Source organism: Pseudomonas paralactis, assembly GCF_001439735.1.
GTDB classification, from domain to species: domain Bacteria; phylum Pseudomonadota; class Gammaproteobacteria; order Pseudomonadales; family Pseudomonadaceae; genus Aquipseudomonas; species Aquipseudomonas paralactis.
Window position 1 is genome coordinate 418,250 of the sequence record NZ_JYLN01000003.1, and the last position, 13,049, is coordinate 431,298.

General features: G+C 60.0%; 13 protein-coding genes. 5 read left to right on the forward strand and 8 right to left on the reverse strand.

Annotation, left to right across the window (positions count from 1 at the left end; translation table 11 throughout):
- Positions 1–75: 75 nt before the first annotated feature.
- Both gcvT and gcvH read left to right on the forward strand, forming a co-directional pair.
- Positions 76–1,158, forward strand: coding sequence for a glycine cleavage system aminomethyltransferase GcvT (gene gcvT, locus TX23_RS10105; protein WP_057702048.1), 1,083 nt, complete (start codon positions 76–78; stop codon positions 1,156–1,158).
- Between the two features lie 52 nt (positions 1,159–1,210).
- Entirely contained in the window at positions 1,211–1,594 is a 384-nt protein-coding gene (gcvH, locus tag TX23_RS10110; RefSeq protein ID WP_057702049.1) for a glycine cleavage system protein GcvH, read from the forward strand.
- A gap of 144 nt (positions 1,595–1,738) precedes the next feature.
- On the opposite strand, the gene TX23_RS10115 is transcribed toward gcvH, so the two are convergent.
- The 6 genes from TX23_RS10115 to TX23_RS10140 form a co-directional block, all read right to left on the reverse strand.
- The gene (locus TX23_RS10115) at positions 1,739–2,881 is read right to left on the reverse strand and encodes a DegT/DnrJ/EryC1/StrS family aminotransferase (protein ID WP_057702050.1); all 1,143 of its coding nucleotides are present in this window, start codon (positions 2,879–2,881) and stop codon (positions 1,739–1,741) included.
- 333 nt (positions 2,882–3,214) lie between these two features.
- On the reverse strand, positions 3,215–3,529 hold the full coding sequence (locus TX23_RS10120) for a DUF2388 domain-containing protein (RefSeq protein WP_057702051.1): 315 nt from the start codon (positions 3,527–3,529) through the stop codon (positions 3,215–3,217).
- Positions 3,530–3,597: 68 nt separating this feature from the next.
- Entirely contained in the window at positions 3,598–4,044 is a 447-nt protein-coding gene (locus TX23_RS10125) for an NfeD family protein (protein ID WP_057702052.1), read from the reverse strand.
- A 10-nt stretch (positions 4,045–4,054) separates the two neighbouring features.
- Entirely contained in the window at positions 4,055–4,975 is a 921-nt protein-coding gene (locus TX23_RS10130) for an SPFH domain-containing protein (RefSeq protein ID WP_003195285.1), read from the reverse strand.
- A gap of 76 nt (positions 4,976–5,051) precedes the next feature.
- Complete coding sequence (locus TX23_RS10135) at positions 5,052–6,746, reverse strand: GspE/PulE family protein (RefSeq protein WP_057702053.1); 1,695 nt, start codon at positions 6,744–6,746, stop codon at positions 5,052–5,054.
- An 81-nt stretch (positions 6,747–6,827) separates the two neighbouring features.
- The gene (locus TX23_RS10140) at positions 6,828–7,166 is read right to left on the reverse strand and encodes a hypothetical protein (protein ID WP_057702054.1); all 339 of its coding nucleotides are present in this window, start codon (positions 7,164–7,166) and stop codon (positions 6,828–6,830) included.
- Positions 7,167–7,293: 127 nt separating this feature from the next.
- On the opposite strand from TX23_RS10140, the gene TX23_RS10145 reads away from it, so the two are divergent.
- Positions 7,294–7,764 carry an Lrp/AsnC family transcriptional regulator gene (locus TX23_RS10145; RefSeq protein WP_057702055.1) on the forward strand — a complete coding sequence of 157 codons (471 nt, stop codon included), beginning with the start codon at positions 7,294–7,296 and terminating at the stop codon, positions 7,762–7,764.
- Between the two features lie 73 nt (positions 7,765–7,837).
- Here the strand turns inward: TX23_RS10145 and TX23_RS10150 are convergent, their stop codons facing one another.
- Positions 7,838–9,205, reverse strand: a complete 1,368-nt coding sequence (locus TX23_RS10150; RefSeq protein WP_057702056.1) for a CYTH domain-containing protein — start codon at positions 9,203–9,205, stop codon at positions 7,838–7,840.
- Between the two features lie 158 nt (positions 9,206–9,363).
- Between TX23_RS10150 and argE the strand changes: the two genes are divergently transcribed.
- Both argE and argA read left to right on the forward strand, forming a co-directional pair.
- The gene (gene argE / locus TX23_RS10155; protein WP_057702057.1) at positions 9,364–10,512 is read left to right on the forward strand and encodes an acetylornithine deacetylase; all 1,149 of its coding nucleotides are present in this window, start codon (positions 9,364–9,366) and stop codon (positions 10,510–10,512) included.
- Between the two features lie 133 nt (positions 10,513–10,645).
- Entirely contained in the window at positions 10,646–11,944 is a 1,299-nt protein-coding gene (argA, locus tag TX23_RS10160) for an amino-acid N-acetyltransferase (protein ID WP_005792368.1), read from the forward strand.
- 113 nt (positions 11,945–12,057) lie between these two features.
- On the opposite strand, the gene tauA is transcribed toward argA, so the two are convergent.
- Positions 12,058–13,044, reverse strand: coding sequence for a taurine ABC transporter substrate-binding protein (gene tauA / locus TX23_RS10165; RefSeq protein ID WP_057702058.1), 987 nt, complete (start codon positions 13,042–13,044; stop codon positions 12,058–12,060).
- Between the last annotated feature and the right edge of the window lie 5 nt (positions 13,045–13,049).

A 13,049-nucleotide genomic window follows, 5' to 3' on the forward strand; every position in this document is an offset into this window, starting at 1 on the left:
CGGGCCTTGTAAATCAAGGTGTTCGGCGCAAGTGGCAGCTCTGCGCACCTTCGCCAAGCCCGGAAGGAGAAACCCATGGGACAGCGTACGCCTTTGTATGACCTGCATCTCGCCCTCGGCGCGAAAATGGTCGATTTTGGCGGTTGGGATATGCCTTTGCATTACGGCTCGCAGGTTGAAGAACACCATCAGGTGCGGCGCGACTGCGGGGTGTTTGATGTATCTCATATGACCGTAATCGATGTCACCGGCCCTCAGGCCAAGGAATGGCTTCAGCACCTGCTGGCCAATGACGTCGATCGATTGCACGGCTGCGGCCGTGCGCTGTACAGCGCCATGCTCAACGAGCAGGGCGGGGTGGTGGACGACATGATCGTCTACCGCACCGAAACCGCTTACCGGTTGGTGGTCAATGCCGCCACCCGCGATCAGGATATGGCCTGGATGCAGGCGCAACTGGGCGATTACCAGGTGCAGCTGCATGAGCGGTCCGAGTTGGCCATGCTCGCCATCCAGGGCCCCCACGCCCGGCATAAAATCGCCGAACTGGTGACCCAGTCCCGTGGCAACCTGATCCACCAGCTCAAGCCGTTCGAAGGCCACGCCGACGGCGACTGGTTTATCGCCCGTACCGGCTACACCGGTGAAGACGGCCTGGAGATTGTGCTGCCCGCTGATCAGGCACCGGGGTTTTTCAACGATCTTGTAGGAGCCGGTATTTCTCCCATCGGCCTCGGCGCCCGCGATACCTTGCGCCTGGAGGCCGGCATGAACCTGTACGGCCAGGATATCCATCAGCAAGTATCGCCCCTGGCGGCCAATATGGCCTGGAGCATCGCCTGGGAACCTGCCGGGCGCAATTTCATCGGTCGTGCCGCGCTGGAAGCGGAAAAGGCGGCCGGTGTGCAGTTCAAATTGGTCGGGCTGGTGCTGGAAGAGCGTGGGGTTTTACGCGCTCATCAGGTGGTTCGTATCGCCAATGTTGGCGAAGGAGAGATCACCAGTGGTAGTTTCTCGCCTACGCTGAGCAAATCCATTGCCCTGGCGCGCGTACCGGCGGCGACTGCCGACCGGGCCGAAGTGGAAATCCGCGGCAAGTGGTACCCGGTTCGAGTGGTCAAGCCGACCTTCGTACGCCATGGCAAAACCTTGATCTAACTATTTCCGGCAGGCCAATGGCCGCTGACATTTCTTCTTGAGGACACAGACTATGAGCAATATCCCTGCCGACCTGCGTTTTGCCGAAAGTCACGAATGGGCCCGTCTGGAAGCTGATGGCACTGTGACCGTCGGGATCTCCGACCATGCACAGGAAGCTTTGGGTGATGTGGTGTTTGTTGAACTGACTGAAGTGGGCAAGGTGTTTGCCGCTGAAGATCAGGCGGGGGTGGTGGAGTCGGTCAAGGCAGCTTCGGATATCTACTCACCGATTGCCGGCGAAGTGATTGCCGTCAACGAAGAGCTGAGTGGCAGCCCTGAGCTGCTGAACTCCGACCCTTACGGCGCCTGGATCTTTAAGCTCAAGCCAAGCAACAAGGCTGAACTGGACAAACTGCTGGATGCCGCCGGCTACAAAGCCGCCATCGGCGACTAAACGCAATAGCTGCAACAGCACACATCAATGTGGGAGCTGGCTTGCCTGCGATTGGATCACCCGTGTGTCACCGATACACCGAGGTGCCTGCATCGCAGGCAAGCCAGCTCCCACAGTTGATTGGGGTGTGCCTGCTGGTTGTGTTCAGTCTTTTTCCAGTACCGCTTTAACCGCCGCTACAGCCCGCTCCACATCCGCCTCTGTCATTGCCGTGAACATCGGCAACGACACGATCAATCGCCCAACACGCTCCGCCACCGGGAACATGCCTTCCTTGAAACCCTGTGCCCGATACAGGCTCAGCAAGTGGATCGGAGGGTAGTGATAGCCAATGCCAACGCCGTGGGCCTGCATCTGTTCCATGAACGTTGCGCGAGCAGGCAAGCCGTCCTGGCGTTCCGGCAGCACCAGTTGGAACAGGTGCCAGTTGCTGTTCTCAAAGTCCGCCGGCGGCAGTTGCGCGCCATACTGCTCTTCGAAGTCGTTGCCAAAGCACTTGAAGTAGTGCCGTGCCAGGTTCTGGCGGTGGGCAGTGATCTTTTCGATATGCGCAAACTGCCCCAGGCCAATGGCGGCAGCGATGTCGGTCATGTTGAACTTGCCGCCCAGCACATCCACATCCAGGCCATCGAAACCGGTCCGGGTTACGCCCTGCAAGCGATACTTCTCTGCCAGGCGGGCTTCCTCGGCATTATTCAATACAAGGCAGCCACCCTCGGACGAGGTGATGTTCTTGTTTGCCTGGAAGCTGAACGACACGAAGTCGCCGGTTGCCCCGATGCGTTCCCCGTCCCAGCTGGAGCCCAGCGCTTGCGCGGCGTCTTCGACGATGCGCAGGTTGTACTTGTTGGCCAGCGCGTAAAGCATTGGCATGTCCAAGGGCAGGCCCGCCAGATAGACCGGAATGATCGCTTTGGTACGCGGTGTGATTGCCGCCTCAACCTGGGCCAGGTCTATGTTACGGGTTGCCGGGTCGATATCGGCAAACACTGGAGTAGCACCGACTTCGAGAATGACGTTGGCGGTGGCGACCCAGGAAATCGGTGTAGTAATGACTTCATCCCCAGGCCCGATACCGGCGATGCGCAAGGCGATCTCCATGGTGCAAGTGCCCGAGTTGAAGGTGCGCACCGGCCGCCCACCAAAGTATTCCGACAACTGCGCCTCGAACGCCTGCACTTTTGGCCCGCTGGTGATCCAGCCGGAACGCAGGACATCGCCGACTGCCGAGATGGTGGCTTCATCAATGGTCGGTTTGGAAAACGGCAGGAAAGGCTGTTGGCTCATGACGAAGAAGGCATCCGTTCAAGATAGGCGATGGGTGTTAAACGTATCAGTACCGCATCGTTGCACGGCGAGACTGAATATAGCCTGTCGCTTATGAACGATTCGTCATAGGGCAGGCAAAAAAATGCCGCTTGAAAAAGCGGAATGCCGTTCAGTTAAGCGTGTATCGCCCTCTGTAGGAGCGAGCTTGCTCGCGAAAAACGTCAACGATAACGCGTGCATCCTGATTGAACACGGCGCTTGTGAGTTTTTCGCGAGCAAGCTCGCTCCTACAAAAAGCCTTAACTGAACGGCATTACGCTTGAAAAAGCGGCATTTTTATCGGTGCGGCGGTTACTCGGTTACAGCATTTTTGGCCAGGATGGCGTTAGCCAGTTCCATGTCGGTGGCCTGAAGGCCAGGGTTGTCGGCGCGGACCTTCTGCATAGCCGCTTCCAGGTACGGGCCGCGGATGCCGCCCTCGCTGGCGACGAAGCTGCCGGCGTCGTCCTGGGCGGCGACTACCAACTTGTGGTCCTTGAACGTCAGGTAAGTCGAGCCGGTGGTGGCGCCCGACGAGATGACATTACGCCAGAAGCTATCGGCCATGGCTGAGCCGACAGGTAGGGAAAGCACAGCGAGGGTGGCGACAGCATATTTAAGACGCATGATGGGTGACTCCGGTGGGTTATCTGTACGTTTTGATTGTAGTTAAGTCGATCCAGTTCCATCACTGACTAAACAGTTTCAATCTTTAAAATCACCCCATCTTGACCAACCACGCGTACTTGAGCGCCTGCTGGGGCATCGGCGCCGGTGACCATCCACACGCCATCTCCGACTTTAATCTTGCCCCGGCCATCCACAATCGCCTGATGCACCATGAAGGTGCGCCCGATCAATTCGGAGCCTCGCTCGTTCAGGCCCGGTTGATCGCTGGCCTTGGCGCTGCTGCGTTGGCGCTTCCACCAATACACGGCTGTCAGGATCGACAGCATGGCGAACAGCAGCAGTTGCCACTCCAGCACGAGCGGTGGGACCAGGAACTTGATCACCCCCACTGCGGCCGCAGCGATACCCATCCACAGCAGGTAACCGCCAGCACCGAATACCTCAAGAATCAACAGTACGGTGCCCAGCGCCAACCAGTCCCAGAACGATAAATTCAGCAGAAAGTCCCACATGGTGATGGCCTCAGCCTTTCTGGTTGCCGAAAGTGGCCTTGACGATTTCGCCGATACCGCCCACGGCGCCAATCACCTGGCTGGCTTCCAGCGGCATCAGGATGACCTTGCTGTTGTTGGCCGAGGCCAGCTTGCCCAGGGCGTCGATGTATTTTTGCGCGACGAAGTAGTTGACCGCCTGCACATTGCCCGACGCGATGGCTTCGGACACCACTTGTGTCGCCCGAGCTTCGGCTTCGGCCTGACGCTCACGCGCTTCGGATTCCAGGAACGCGGCCTGACGGCTACCTTCGGCTTCGAGAATCTGCGCCTGCTTCTTGCCTTCGGCGGTCAGGATCGCTGACGCACGCAGGCCCTCGGCTTCAAGAATTTGTGCACGCTTGATCCGCTCAGCTTTCATCTGGCCGGACATGGCTGCCATCAGGTCGGCGGGCGGGCTGATGTCCTTGATCTCGATACGGGTGATCTTGATGCCCCACGGTGCGGTGGCTTCATCCACGGTGCGCAACAGCTTTTCGTTGATGCCGTCACGCTGGCTGAGCATTGCATCGAGCTCCATGGAGCCCAGGACGGTACGGATATTGGTTTGCAGCAGGTTGCGAATGGCGTGTTCGAGGTTGTTGACCTCGTAGGCCGCCTGGGCCGTGTTGACCACCTGGAAGAAGCACACGGCATCGATCTGCACGGTGGCGTTGTCGGCAGTGATGACTTCCTGGGGCGGAATATCCAGCACGCTTTCCATCACATTGATCTTGCGACCGATGCGGTCCATGACCGGGATGATGATGTTCAGGCCGGGCTTGAGGGTGTTGGTGTAGCGGCCGAAACGTTCTACGGTCCATTGGTAGCCCTGGGGCACCACTTTGAAACCCATGAACAGGATGGCGATAGCCAAACCCACGAAAAGAAGCAGTACGGTTCCGATCTGCATAGCGATTCCTTATCTGAAGATGTCAGTGAACGACGTTGGGCCGATTGTAACGGTCTGGTCACCGATAAGGACGGTTTCATGGCCCGACAAACAAAGGATTTGTTTCTGAATCCCCAGGCGTGACCCGTAATATTTCCGTCAGCGTGGTCAGGCCGGCTTTCACTTTATCGATGCCGGCCATGCGCAAGCTGGTCATGCCGTGCGCGAGCGCCCCACGGCGTAGCGCCTGTATGTCCGTACCGGGAGTCACCAGCGCCTTGAGCGCTGGGTCCATCGGCATGATTTCATAGAGCCCGGCGCGGCCTCGATAGCCGCTGTCACGGCACTCCAGGCACCCGACGGCCTCGTAGCTGCCGATGTCCTCTATATCCGTCGGACGCTTGCAGTGGGCGCACAGAACCCTCACCAAACGCTGCGCCATGACGCCTATGAGCGTCGCCTTGATCAAATAATGAGCGATACCAAGTTCCTGCAGTCGGCTGATGGCGCTGGGCGCATCGTTGGTATGCAGGGTCGAGAACACCAGGTGCCCGGTCAGTGCGGCCTGTATGGCCATCTCGGCGGTTTCCTGGTCACGGATTTCGCCGATCATGATGATGTCGGGGTCTTGGCGCAGCAGGGCGCGAACGCCGCTGGCAAAGGTGAGGTCGATATTGTGTTGGACCTGCATTTGATTAAAGGCCGGCTCGACCATTTCAATCGGGTCTTCCACCGTGCACAGGTTGACCTCTCGGGTCGCCAGTTGCTTGAGGGTGGTGTAGAGGGTGCTGGTCTTGCCCGAACCGGTCGGGCCGGTGACCAGGATGATGCCGTTGGCTTGCTGAGTCATGGCGTGCCAGCGCTGCTGATCGGCGCTCGACAAGCCCAACTGGTCGAAGTCCTTGAGCAGCACCTGAGGGTCAAAAATCCGCATCACCAGTTTTTCGCCGAACGCCGTCGGCAGGGTCGAAAGGCGTAATTCCACTTCGGCGCCCGCCGGGTTCCTGGTCTTGACGCGCCCATCCTGGGGTTTGCGTTTCTCGGCCACATTCATTCGCCCGAGACTTTTCAAGCGGCTGACTACGGCGGTGGTGACCTGGGGCGGAAACTGATAAACGTCATGCAACAGCCCGTCGATGCGAAAACGCACGCGGCCCTGATCGCGGCAGGGTTCGATATGAATATCGCTGGCCCGCTGGGCAAAGGCGTACTGCAACAGCCAGTCGACGATATTGACGATATGCGCGTCATTGGCGTCGGGCTCCTTGTCGCTGCTCCCGAGGCTGAGCAGTTCGACGTTGCCGGGGACCGCCATTTTCTGATCGGCGCCACTGACTGACCTGGCCAGGCGGTAAAACTCGTTGAGGCAGCGTTGGATATCCCGGGGGTTTGCCACCACGCGCTTGATTGTGCGTTTGAGCACTTGAGCGAGCCCGGCTTCCCAGGCGCAGATATGCGGCTGGGCGCTGGCGATCGTGACGCTTTGCGCATCCACGGCGACCGCAAGAATGCCGTGGCGCTGGGCGAAGGCATGGGACATCAACGGCACCACACTCGCCACGTCGATCTTCAACGGGTCGATGCGCAGGTAAGGCTGGTCGACATGCCGGGCCAGCCATTGGGTCAAGATTTCAAGGCAAGGGCCTTGGGCCGCGATGCATTCCAGGGGATGCTGAGTGCAAGGCACTGCCTGAATGCCTTGTGCCGCCTGCGCGGTGAGCAGCCCTTGCTCAATCAGTGTCGGCAATAATTGATGCAGTTCCAAGGGGCGGTCGGGGGCGGCGGGGGTCATGCAGGTTTCCTGGCGTCTCGGGATGTAATCCCAGGCTAGTCAGCCCTTTGGAATCCGCCTCTTTAGGTGTATTGCAGTTTTTTACCGCACCGTTGCCGCCAGTGTCGGAGGCCGCTCGGCATCAGCCGGCCACAGCTCCAGGTCGCAGACACTGATAAGGTTTCGAATCTTTTCACCGATGACCTGGGCGCGGTGCCAGCTCAGGCCGTCGATCACAATATCGATATTCAGCAGGTCGTTGTCCCGGCTCACATTGATGTGGGCGGGCGTCAGGAACTGTAGCGCAAAGTAGTTCAGCACCCGGCACAGCACGTCAGGTTCAGCCTCGGCGGCGATCCGATAGTGCGCTTGGCAGTGTGCGTTGTTGACGGCCCACGCATCGACGCGGGTGGCAGGGTGGGCGGTTTCGACGGCGTGCATACTGACTCTCCAAAATCGGCTGGAGGAATTTTTACATTCGCCTGCGGAGATTTCTTATCTAAGATGGCCGTGATTCGCGCTATATCGAATAAGATAAGTCAAAAAATGCACCTAAACAGGTATTTCTATGCATAGCGAGTTGGACGTCTACGACCGCCGCATTCTGGCCCTGTTGCAAGAGGACGCCTCGCTCTCCAGCGCACAGATCGCCGAGCAGGTCGGCCTGTCGCAATCTCCATGCTGGCGACGCATTCAGCGGCTCAAGGAAGAGGGAGTAATCCGTGGCCAGGTCACCTTGCTGGAGCGCAAGAAAATCGGGCTCAACACGCAGATTTTCGCCGAGGTCAAACTCAACGCCCACGGCCGCTCCAACTTCACGGAATTCACCGAAGCGATTCGAGGGTTTCCTGAGGTATTGGAGTGTTATGTGCTGATGGGGGCGGTGGACTTTCTGCTGCGCATCGTCACGTCGGACATTGAGGCGTATGAGCGGTTTTTCTTCGAGAAATTATCGATGGTGCCCGGGATCCAGGAGGTCAACTCGATCGTGGCGTTGTCGGAGATCAAGTCCACCACCAGCCTGCCAGTATTGCGCTGACAGGGAGGGCCTCATCGCGGGCAAGCCCGCTCCCACAGCAAATGTGGGAGCGGGCTTGCCCGCGATAGCGATATTACAGGCGCAGCAGGGTCTTCCAGGCCCGGTTCTGATACACCGCAATCGCCTGATGCATACGTGCATCCAGCGATTCATCGGTGATCGGCTGGTTAGCCAGGTGCGCCAGCTTGTTCAGCTCGCCGTACAAACGGTCCAGTTCTGCAATGTCCACCACATGGCGCGCATGGTGCAGCCAGGCCTGGATGCGTTCGATACGCGGCAGTTGCTCGGCGAGGTCTTCCGGCTGTTGCTGGTAGCGCTGCAGTTGCAGGGAGACGGCGTCGTCGGCCAACAGGCGTGGCAGCCAGTTGGTGATTTGCGCGGCGCCCTGGCGGTTACCGCGCACATTACGCTCGGCGGTCCAAGTGCGGGCCAGCAGCCAGCGCGAGGTGTTCAGAGAGAACAGGCCCCAGCGTACGTCTTGCAATTCTTCGATGAACTGCTCCGGCGCGGCTTTGCGAATGTCCTCATCGTCGTCACCGGCCTGGACCAGCGGGCGCCAGTCTTCCAGCAACGCGTCCAGGGCACTGCGCAGTTCGCTGGTGGATTGGCGCGGCGCGGCCTGGCCGAGGCTGCCGATCAGGGCGCGCAACTCACCCAGGTTCTCGACCCAGTCCTGCAGCAAGCGCCAGTGGCCGTTGAAACGGTATTGCTCGGCCAGACGCTGGCTGCTACCCAACAGGTGCCACATGATTGCGGCGAAGGCGTCGTCCAGCGGCATTTCAGCGTGGATCTGCGGGGCCGGCAGGCTCAAGGAGTAGCTGCTCGCGTCATACAGGCGGTAACCGCGCTCGGCCTTGCTGATATCGCATGGCATCAGCGCCAGGGTCGCGGCCAGTTCGGCGGCCAGCTCCAGCAGGGCGGCGGGTTCGCCTTCGCGCAACTCCAGTTCCAGCTCGCAGATTTCTTCCTTCTGCTTACCGACCACCACATGGCCCAGGTCCAGGGCGGCTTCGATCACCACCTTGGCCTTGCCACGACCCCAGGCGATTTCGGCGCGTTCACGCACGAAGTCGGTGGTGAAGATCGGCTTGAGGGTCTTTTTGTCCAACTCGGCCAGTTGCTCGGGCCAGCACTCGCCGTCGAGTTTCTTCACATCGAGCTTGGCTTTGGGCAAGTCCCAGTTGTACTCGTTGCGTTCCGACAAGCCGGCGACGCTTTGGCCGCGGGTCTTGAGGGTCTGAATGATGTCGTCACCGTCCTTGCGCAGGCGCAGGGCAACCTTGGCCTGGGCCAGGTCGCGCTCTGGGGTGTCGAAGTACTGATTCATCAACTCACGGCGTTCCCAGCCACTTTTGTTGCGTTTTTTCAGTAACGGGTGCTCGCGCAGCGCAACGAGTGTTTCGCGGCTGACGCGTAGCTTGATTTCGGTTTCTTTCTGCATGGCCGGAAAATCCAGGATCGGGAGCGCAGCCGGGGAAAAGTGTGGCTGCCAAGGCCGTGCAGTGTACAGGACTGAGCCCGGCAACGTGCCGCAACGGTTTATTGTGTTGGGCAGATGCCTCTATAGTGAGGTTCATCCGGGAAGTTGGGAGACCGCGCATGCCGTTACCGTCCATGAAAGAGCAGTTCGCCGCCTTGATCGCCGCGCCGTCGGTGAGCTGCACCCAGGCGTCTCTCGACCAGAGCAACCGCCCGGTGATCGACCTGCTCGCCACTTGGCTGGGTGACCTGGGCTTTGCCATCGATATCCAACAAGTCAGCCCCGGCAAGTTCAACCTGCTGGCCAGTTTCGGCAGCGGCCCCGGTGGCCTGGTGCTGGCAGGTCATAGCGATACAGTCCCCTATGACGCCGCACTGTGGAAGACCGATCCGCTCAAGCTGACGGAGGTCGACGGCCGCTGGGTAGGACTGGGCAGCTGCGACATGAAAGGCTTTTTCGCCCTGGCCATCGAAGCCGTGTTGCCGCTGCTGGATCAGCCGTTCAAGCAACCGCTGTTGATACTTGCCACCTGTGATGAAGAAAGCTCCATGTCCGGCGCGCGTGCGCTGGCCGAAGCGGGGCGCCCGCTGGGTCGCGCAGCGGTGATCGGCGAGCCGACCGGGCTCAAGCCGATTCGCCTGCACAAAGGCGTGATGATGGAACGCATCGATATTCTGGGTCGCAGCGGCCATTCGTCGGACCCGAGCCTGGGCCACAGTGCCCTTGAAGCCATGCACGATGCCATCGGCGAACTGCGCGGCCTGCGCCTGGCCTGGCAGCGCGAGTACCGCAACGCGCAATTCAGCGTGCCGCAGCCGACCATGAACTTCGGCTGTATCCATGGCGGCGACAACCCCAACCGCATCTGTGGCCAGTGCTCCCTGGAGTTCGACCTGCGGCCCTTGCCCGGCATGGACCCAGAAGTACTGCGTGCGGCGATCCGGCAGAAGCTCGAACCCTTGGCCGAGCGGCATAAGGTCAAGATCGACTACGCGCCGCTATTCCCCGAAGTGCCGCCGTTCGAGCAGCCCGAGGACGCCGAGTTGGTGCGGGTGGCGGAACGTTTAACCGGCCATCGTGCCGAAGCAGTGGCGTTCGGCACCGAAGCGCCTTATCTTCAGCGCCTTGGTTGCGAAACCCTGGTGCTCGGCCCTGGCGATATCGCCTGTGCTCACCAGCCGGGGGAATACCTCGAAATGTCACGCTTGACGCCTACAGTGCGTCTATTGCGGGAACTGATCGAACATTACTGCCTGAAACCTGCATAAATTAACCCCTGCCCATTCGTACATAAGGAGAGCGAGCGTGTCGCCAAGCCTGTTCCGACGATAACCATCAGCCCGCTGTGCGCTTTCACGATTGATCCTTTTTTGGCTGCTTTTTATTACAGGCCCAGGTGTTATGCCCGAATACGTTAATTGGCTTCGTCACGCTTCGCCCTACATCAACGCCCACCGCGACTGCACCTTTGTGGTCATGCTGCCCGGCGATGGTGTGGAGCATCCCAACTTCGGCAATATCGTCCACGACCTGGTGCTGCTCCACAGCCTGGGTGTGCGGCTGGTGCTGGTGCACGGTTCGCGTCCGCAGATTGAAACCCGTCTTGAAGCACGCGGCCTGACCCCGGCCTACCACGAAGGCTTGCGCATCACCGATGCGGCGACGCTGGAGTGCGTGATCGACGCGGTCGGCCATCTGCGTATCGCCATCGAAGCGCGCCTGTCCATGGACATGGCTTCATCGCCCATGCAGGGCTCACGCCTGCGCGTGGCCAGCGGCAACCTGGTGACGGCGCGGCCGATTGGTGTGCTTGAGGGTGTTGACTATCACCACACCGGCGAAGTCCGCCGGGTCGACCGCAAGGGCATCAACCGCCTGCTGGACGAGCGCTCTATCGTGCTGCTGTCGCCGCTGGGCTACTCGCCCACCGGTGAAATTTTCAACCTGGCCTGCGAAGACGTCGCCACCCGCGCCGCCATCGACCTGGGTGCCGACAAATTGCTGCTGTTTGGCGCCGATCCCGGTCTGATCGACGAAAACGGCCGTCTGGTGCGTGAGTTGCGTCCACAACAAGTGCCCGCTCACTTGCAGCGCTTGGGCAGCAACTATCAGGCCGAGCTGCTCGATGCCGCTGCCGAAGCCTGTCGGGGTGGAGTAGGGCGTAGTCATATCGTCAGCTATGCCGAAGACGGCGCCTTGCTCACTGAGCTGTTTACCCGCGACGGCGGCGGAACGCTGGTGGCCCAGGAGCAATTCGAACTGGTACGCGAAGCGGCAATTGAAGACGTCGGCGGTTTGCTGGACCTGATCAGCCCGCTGGAAGAGCAGGGCATTCTGGTGCGTCGTTCGCGGGAAGTGCTGGAGCGCGAGATTGAACAGTTCAGCGTGGTCGAGCGCGAAGGCATGATCATCGCGTGCGCAGCGCTGTATCAGATCGCCGATTCGGATGCAGGGGAGCTGGCGTGCCTGGCGGTGAACCCGGAGTACCGTCACGGCGCGCGCGGCGACGTGTTGCTTGAACGCATCCAGACCCGTGCGCGAGCACAGGGGTTGAAGACCTTGTTCGTGCTTACCACGCGCACGGCCCACTGGTTCCGTGAGCGCGGCTTTGTGCCAAGCAGCGTTGACCGCCTGCCGTCGGCGCGGGCGTCGCTGTACAACTATCAGCGTAACTCCAAGATCTTCGAAAAGGCCCTGTAAAAGAGTACGGCTCTGTGTGGGAGCTGGCTTGCCTGCGATAGCAGCGCCTCGGTTTATCTGAACGACCGAGTTGCTGGCATCGCAGGCAAGCCAGCTCCCACCGAAGACTGTATTTATTGTGTGATGAATTTGTCGGTCACATAGGCCGAATAATCCGGCAGCACCGTCTCCACCTTCCCCTGTTCTTTCAAGAACTTCGCCGTCTCACCAATCGCCTTCGCCGTGCCGCCCTTGAGCAACGCAGCGGTTTGCTGTGCCTGTGCATCCGGAAACGTCGTACCGGCCAACAGTTCCGGAATGTCGTCGGCATTTGAACCTGTCAATTTGGCGATTTTCTGCACCGGTTCCGAGCCCACCGTCCAGCTGTCTTTGTGGGCGGCATAGTCGGCAAAGGCATCCAGGGTGACCTTGGCGAACTTGGCCACCACGTCAGGATGTGTTTGCGCAAAATCCTTGCGCGCCACCCACACCTCAAACGTCGGCGCGCCCCATTGGCCCACCTGCGCCGCGTCTGTGAGGGTTTTGCCGGTCTTGCGGATTTCGCCCAGGGCTGGCGACCACACAAAAGCTCCATCAATATCGCCGCGTTTCCACGCAGCGGCGATTTCGGCCGGTTGCAGGTTCACCACCTTGACTTGCCGGGTGTCGAGCCCCCAGTGCTTCAGCGCACCGAGCAGGCTGTAATGAGAGGTCGAGACGAACGGTGTGGCGATGGTTTTGCCGATCAAGTCTTCGGGTTTATCGATGCCGCTGCCGTTACGCACCACCAGGGCTTCAGAAGCGTTGATCTGTGCCGATACGATAAACGCCACGATTGGCAGGTTGCGGGACGCCGCTGCGGCGAGCGGGCTGGAACCCAGGTTACCGATCTGCACATCGCCTGAGGCAATGGCCGTGACCACTTCCGGGCCACTGTTGAACCGGCGCCAATTGATCTTTTCGCCGATCGCCTTCTCGTACAGGCCTTCGGCCTGGGGGACTTTGCTGGGATCGATGCCAGTCTGGTAGCCGACCGTCAAATCCGCCGCGCTGACACCAAAAGAAAGTAATGCCGATACAAAAACTGTAACAAATTGACGGGAGGATGTGCGTTTGGCCATGATGG

Excerpts from the sequence above, each read along its gene's own strand:
- argE (WP_057702057.1), top strand. The coding sequence starts at position 9,364 with ATGCCGTTACCGTCCATGAAAGAGCAGTTCGCCGCCTTGATCGCCGCG.
- TX23_RS10140 (WP_057702054.1), bottom strand. The coding sequence starts at position 7,166 with ATGCACGCCGTCGAAACCGCCCACCCTGCCACCCGCGTCGATGCGTGG.
- gcvH (WP_057702049.1), top strand. The coding sequence starts at position 1,211 with ATGAGCAATATCCCTGCCGACCTGCGTTTTGCCGAAAGTCACGAATGG.
- TX23_RS10135 (WP_057702053.1), bottom strand. The coding sequence starts at position 6,746 with ATGACCCCCGCCGCCCCCGACCGCCCCTTGGAACTGCATCAATTATTG.
- TX23_RS10130 (WP_003195285.1), bottom strand. The coding sequence starts at position 4,975 with ATGCAGATCGGAACCGTACTGCTTCTTTTCGTGGGTTTGGCTATCGCC.
- TX23_RS10115 (WP_057702050.1), bottom strand. The coding sequence starts at position 2,881 with ATGAGCCAACAGCCTTTCCTGCCGTTTTCCAAACCGACCATTGATGAA.
- argA (WP_005792368.1), top strand. The coding sequence starts at position 10,646 with ATGCCCGAATACGTTAATTGGCTTCGTCACGCTTCGCCCTACATCAAC.
- TX23_RS10120 (WP_057702051.1), bottom strand. The coding sequence starts at position 3,529 with ATGCGTCTTAAATATGCTGTCGCCACCCTCGCTGTGCTTTCCCTACCT.
- gcvT (WP_057702048.1), top strand. The coding sequence starts at position 76 with ATGGGACAGCGTACGCCTTTGTATGACCTGCATCTCGCCCTCGGCGCG.
- TX23_RS10145 (WP_057702055.1), top strand. The coding sequence starts at position 7,294 with ATGCATAGCGAGTTGGACGTCTACGACCGCCGCATTCTGGCCCTGTTG.
- TX23_RS10150 (WP_057702056.1), bottom strand. The coding sequence starts at position 9,205 with ATGCAGAAAGAAACCGAAATCAAGCTACGCGTCAGCCGCGAAACACTC.
- tauA (WP_057702058.1), bottom strand. The coding sequence starts at position 13,044 with ATGGCCAAACGCACATCCTCCCGTCAATTTGTTACAGTTTTTGTATCG.
- TX23_RS10125 (WP_057702052.1), bottom strand. The coding sequence starts at position 4,044 with ATGTGGGACTTTCTGCTGAATTTATCGTTCTGGGACTGGTTGGCGCTG.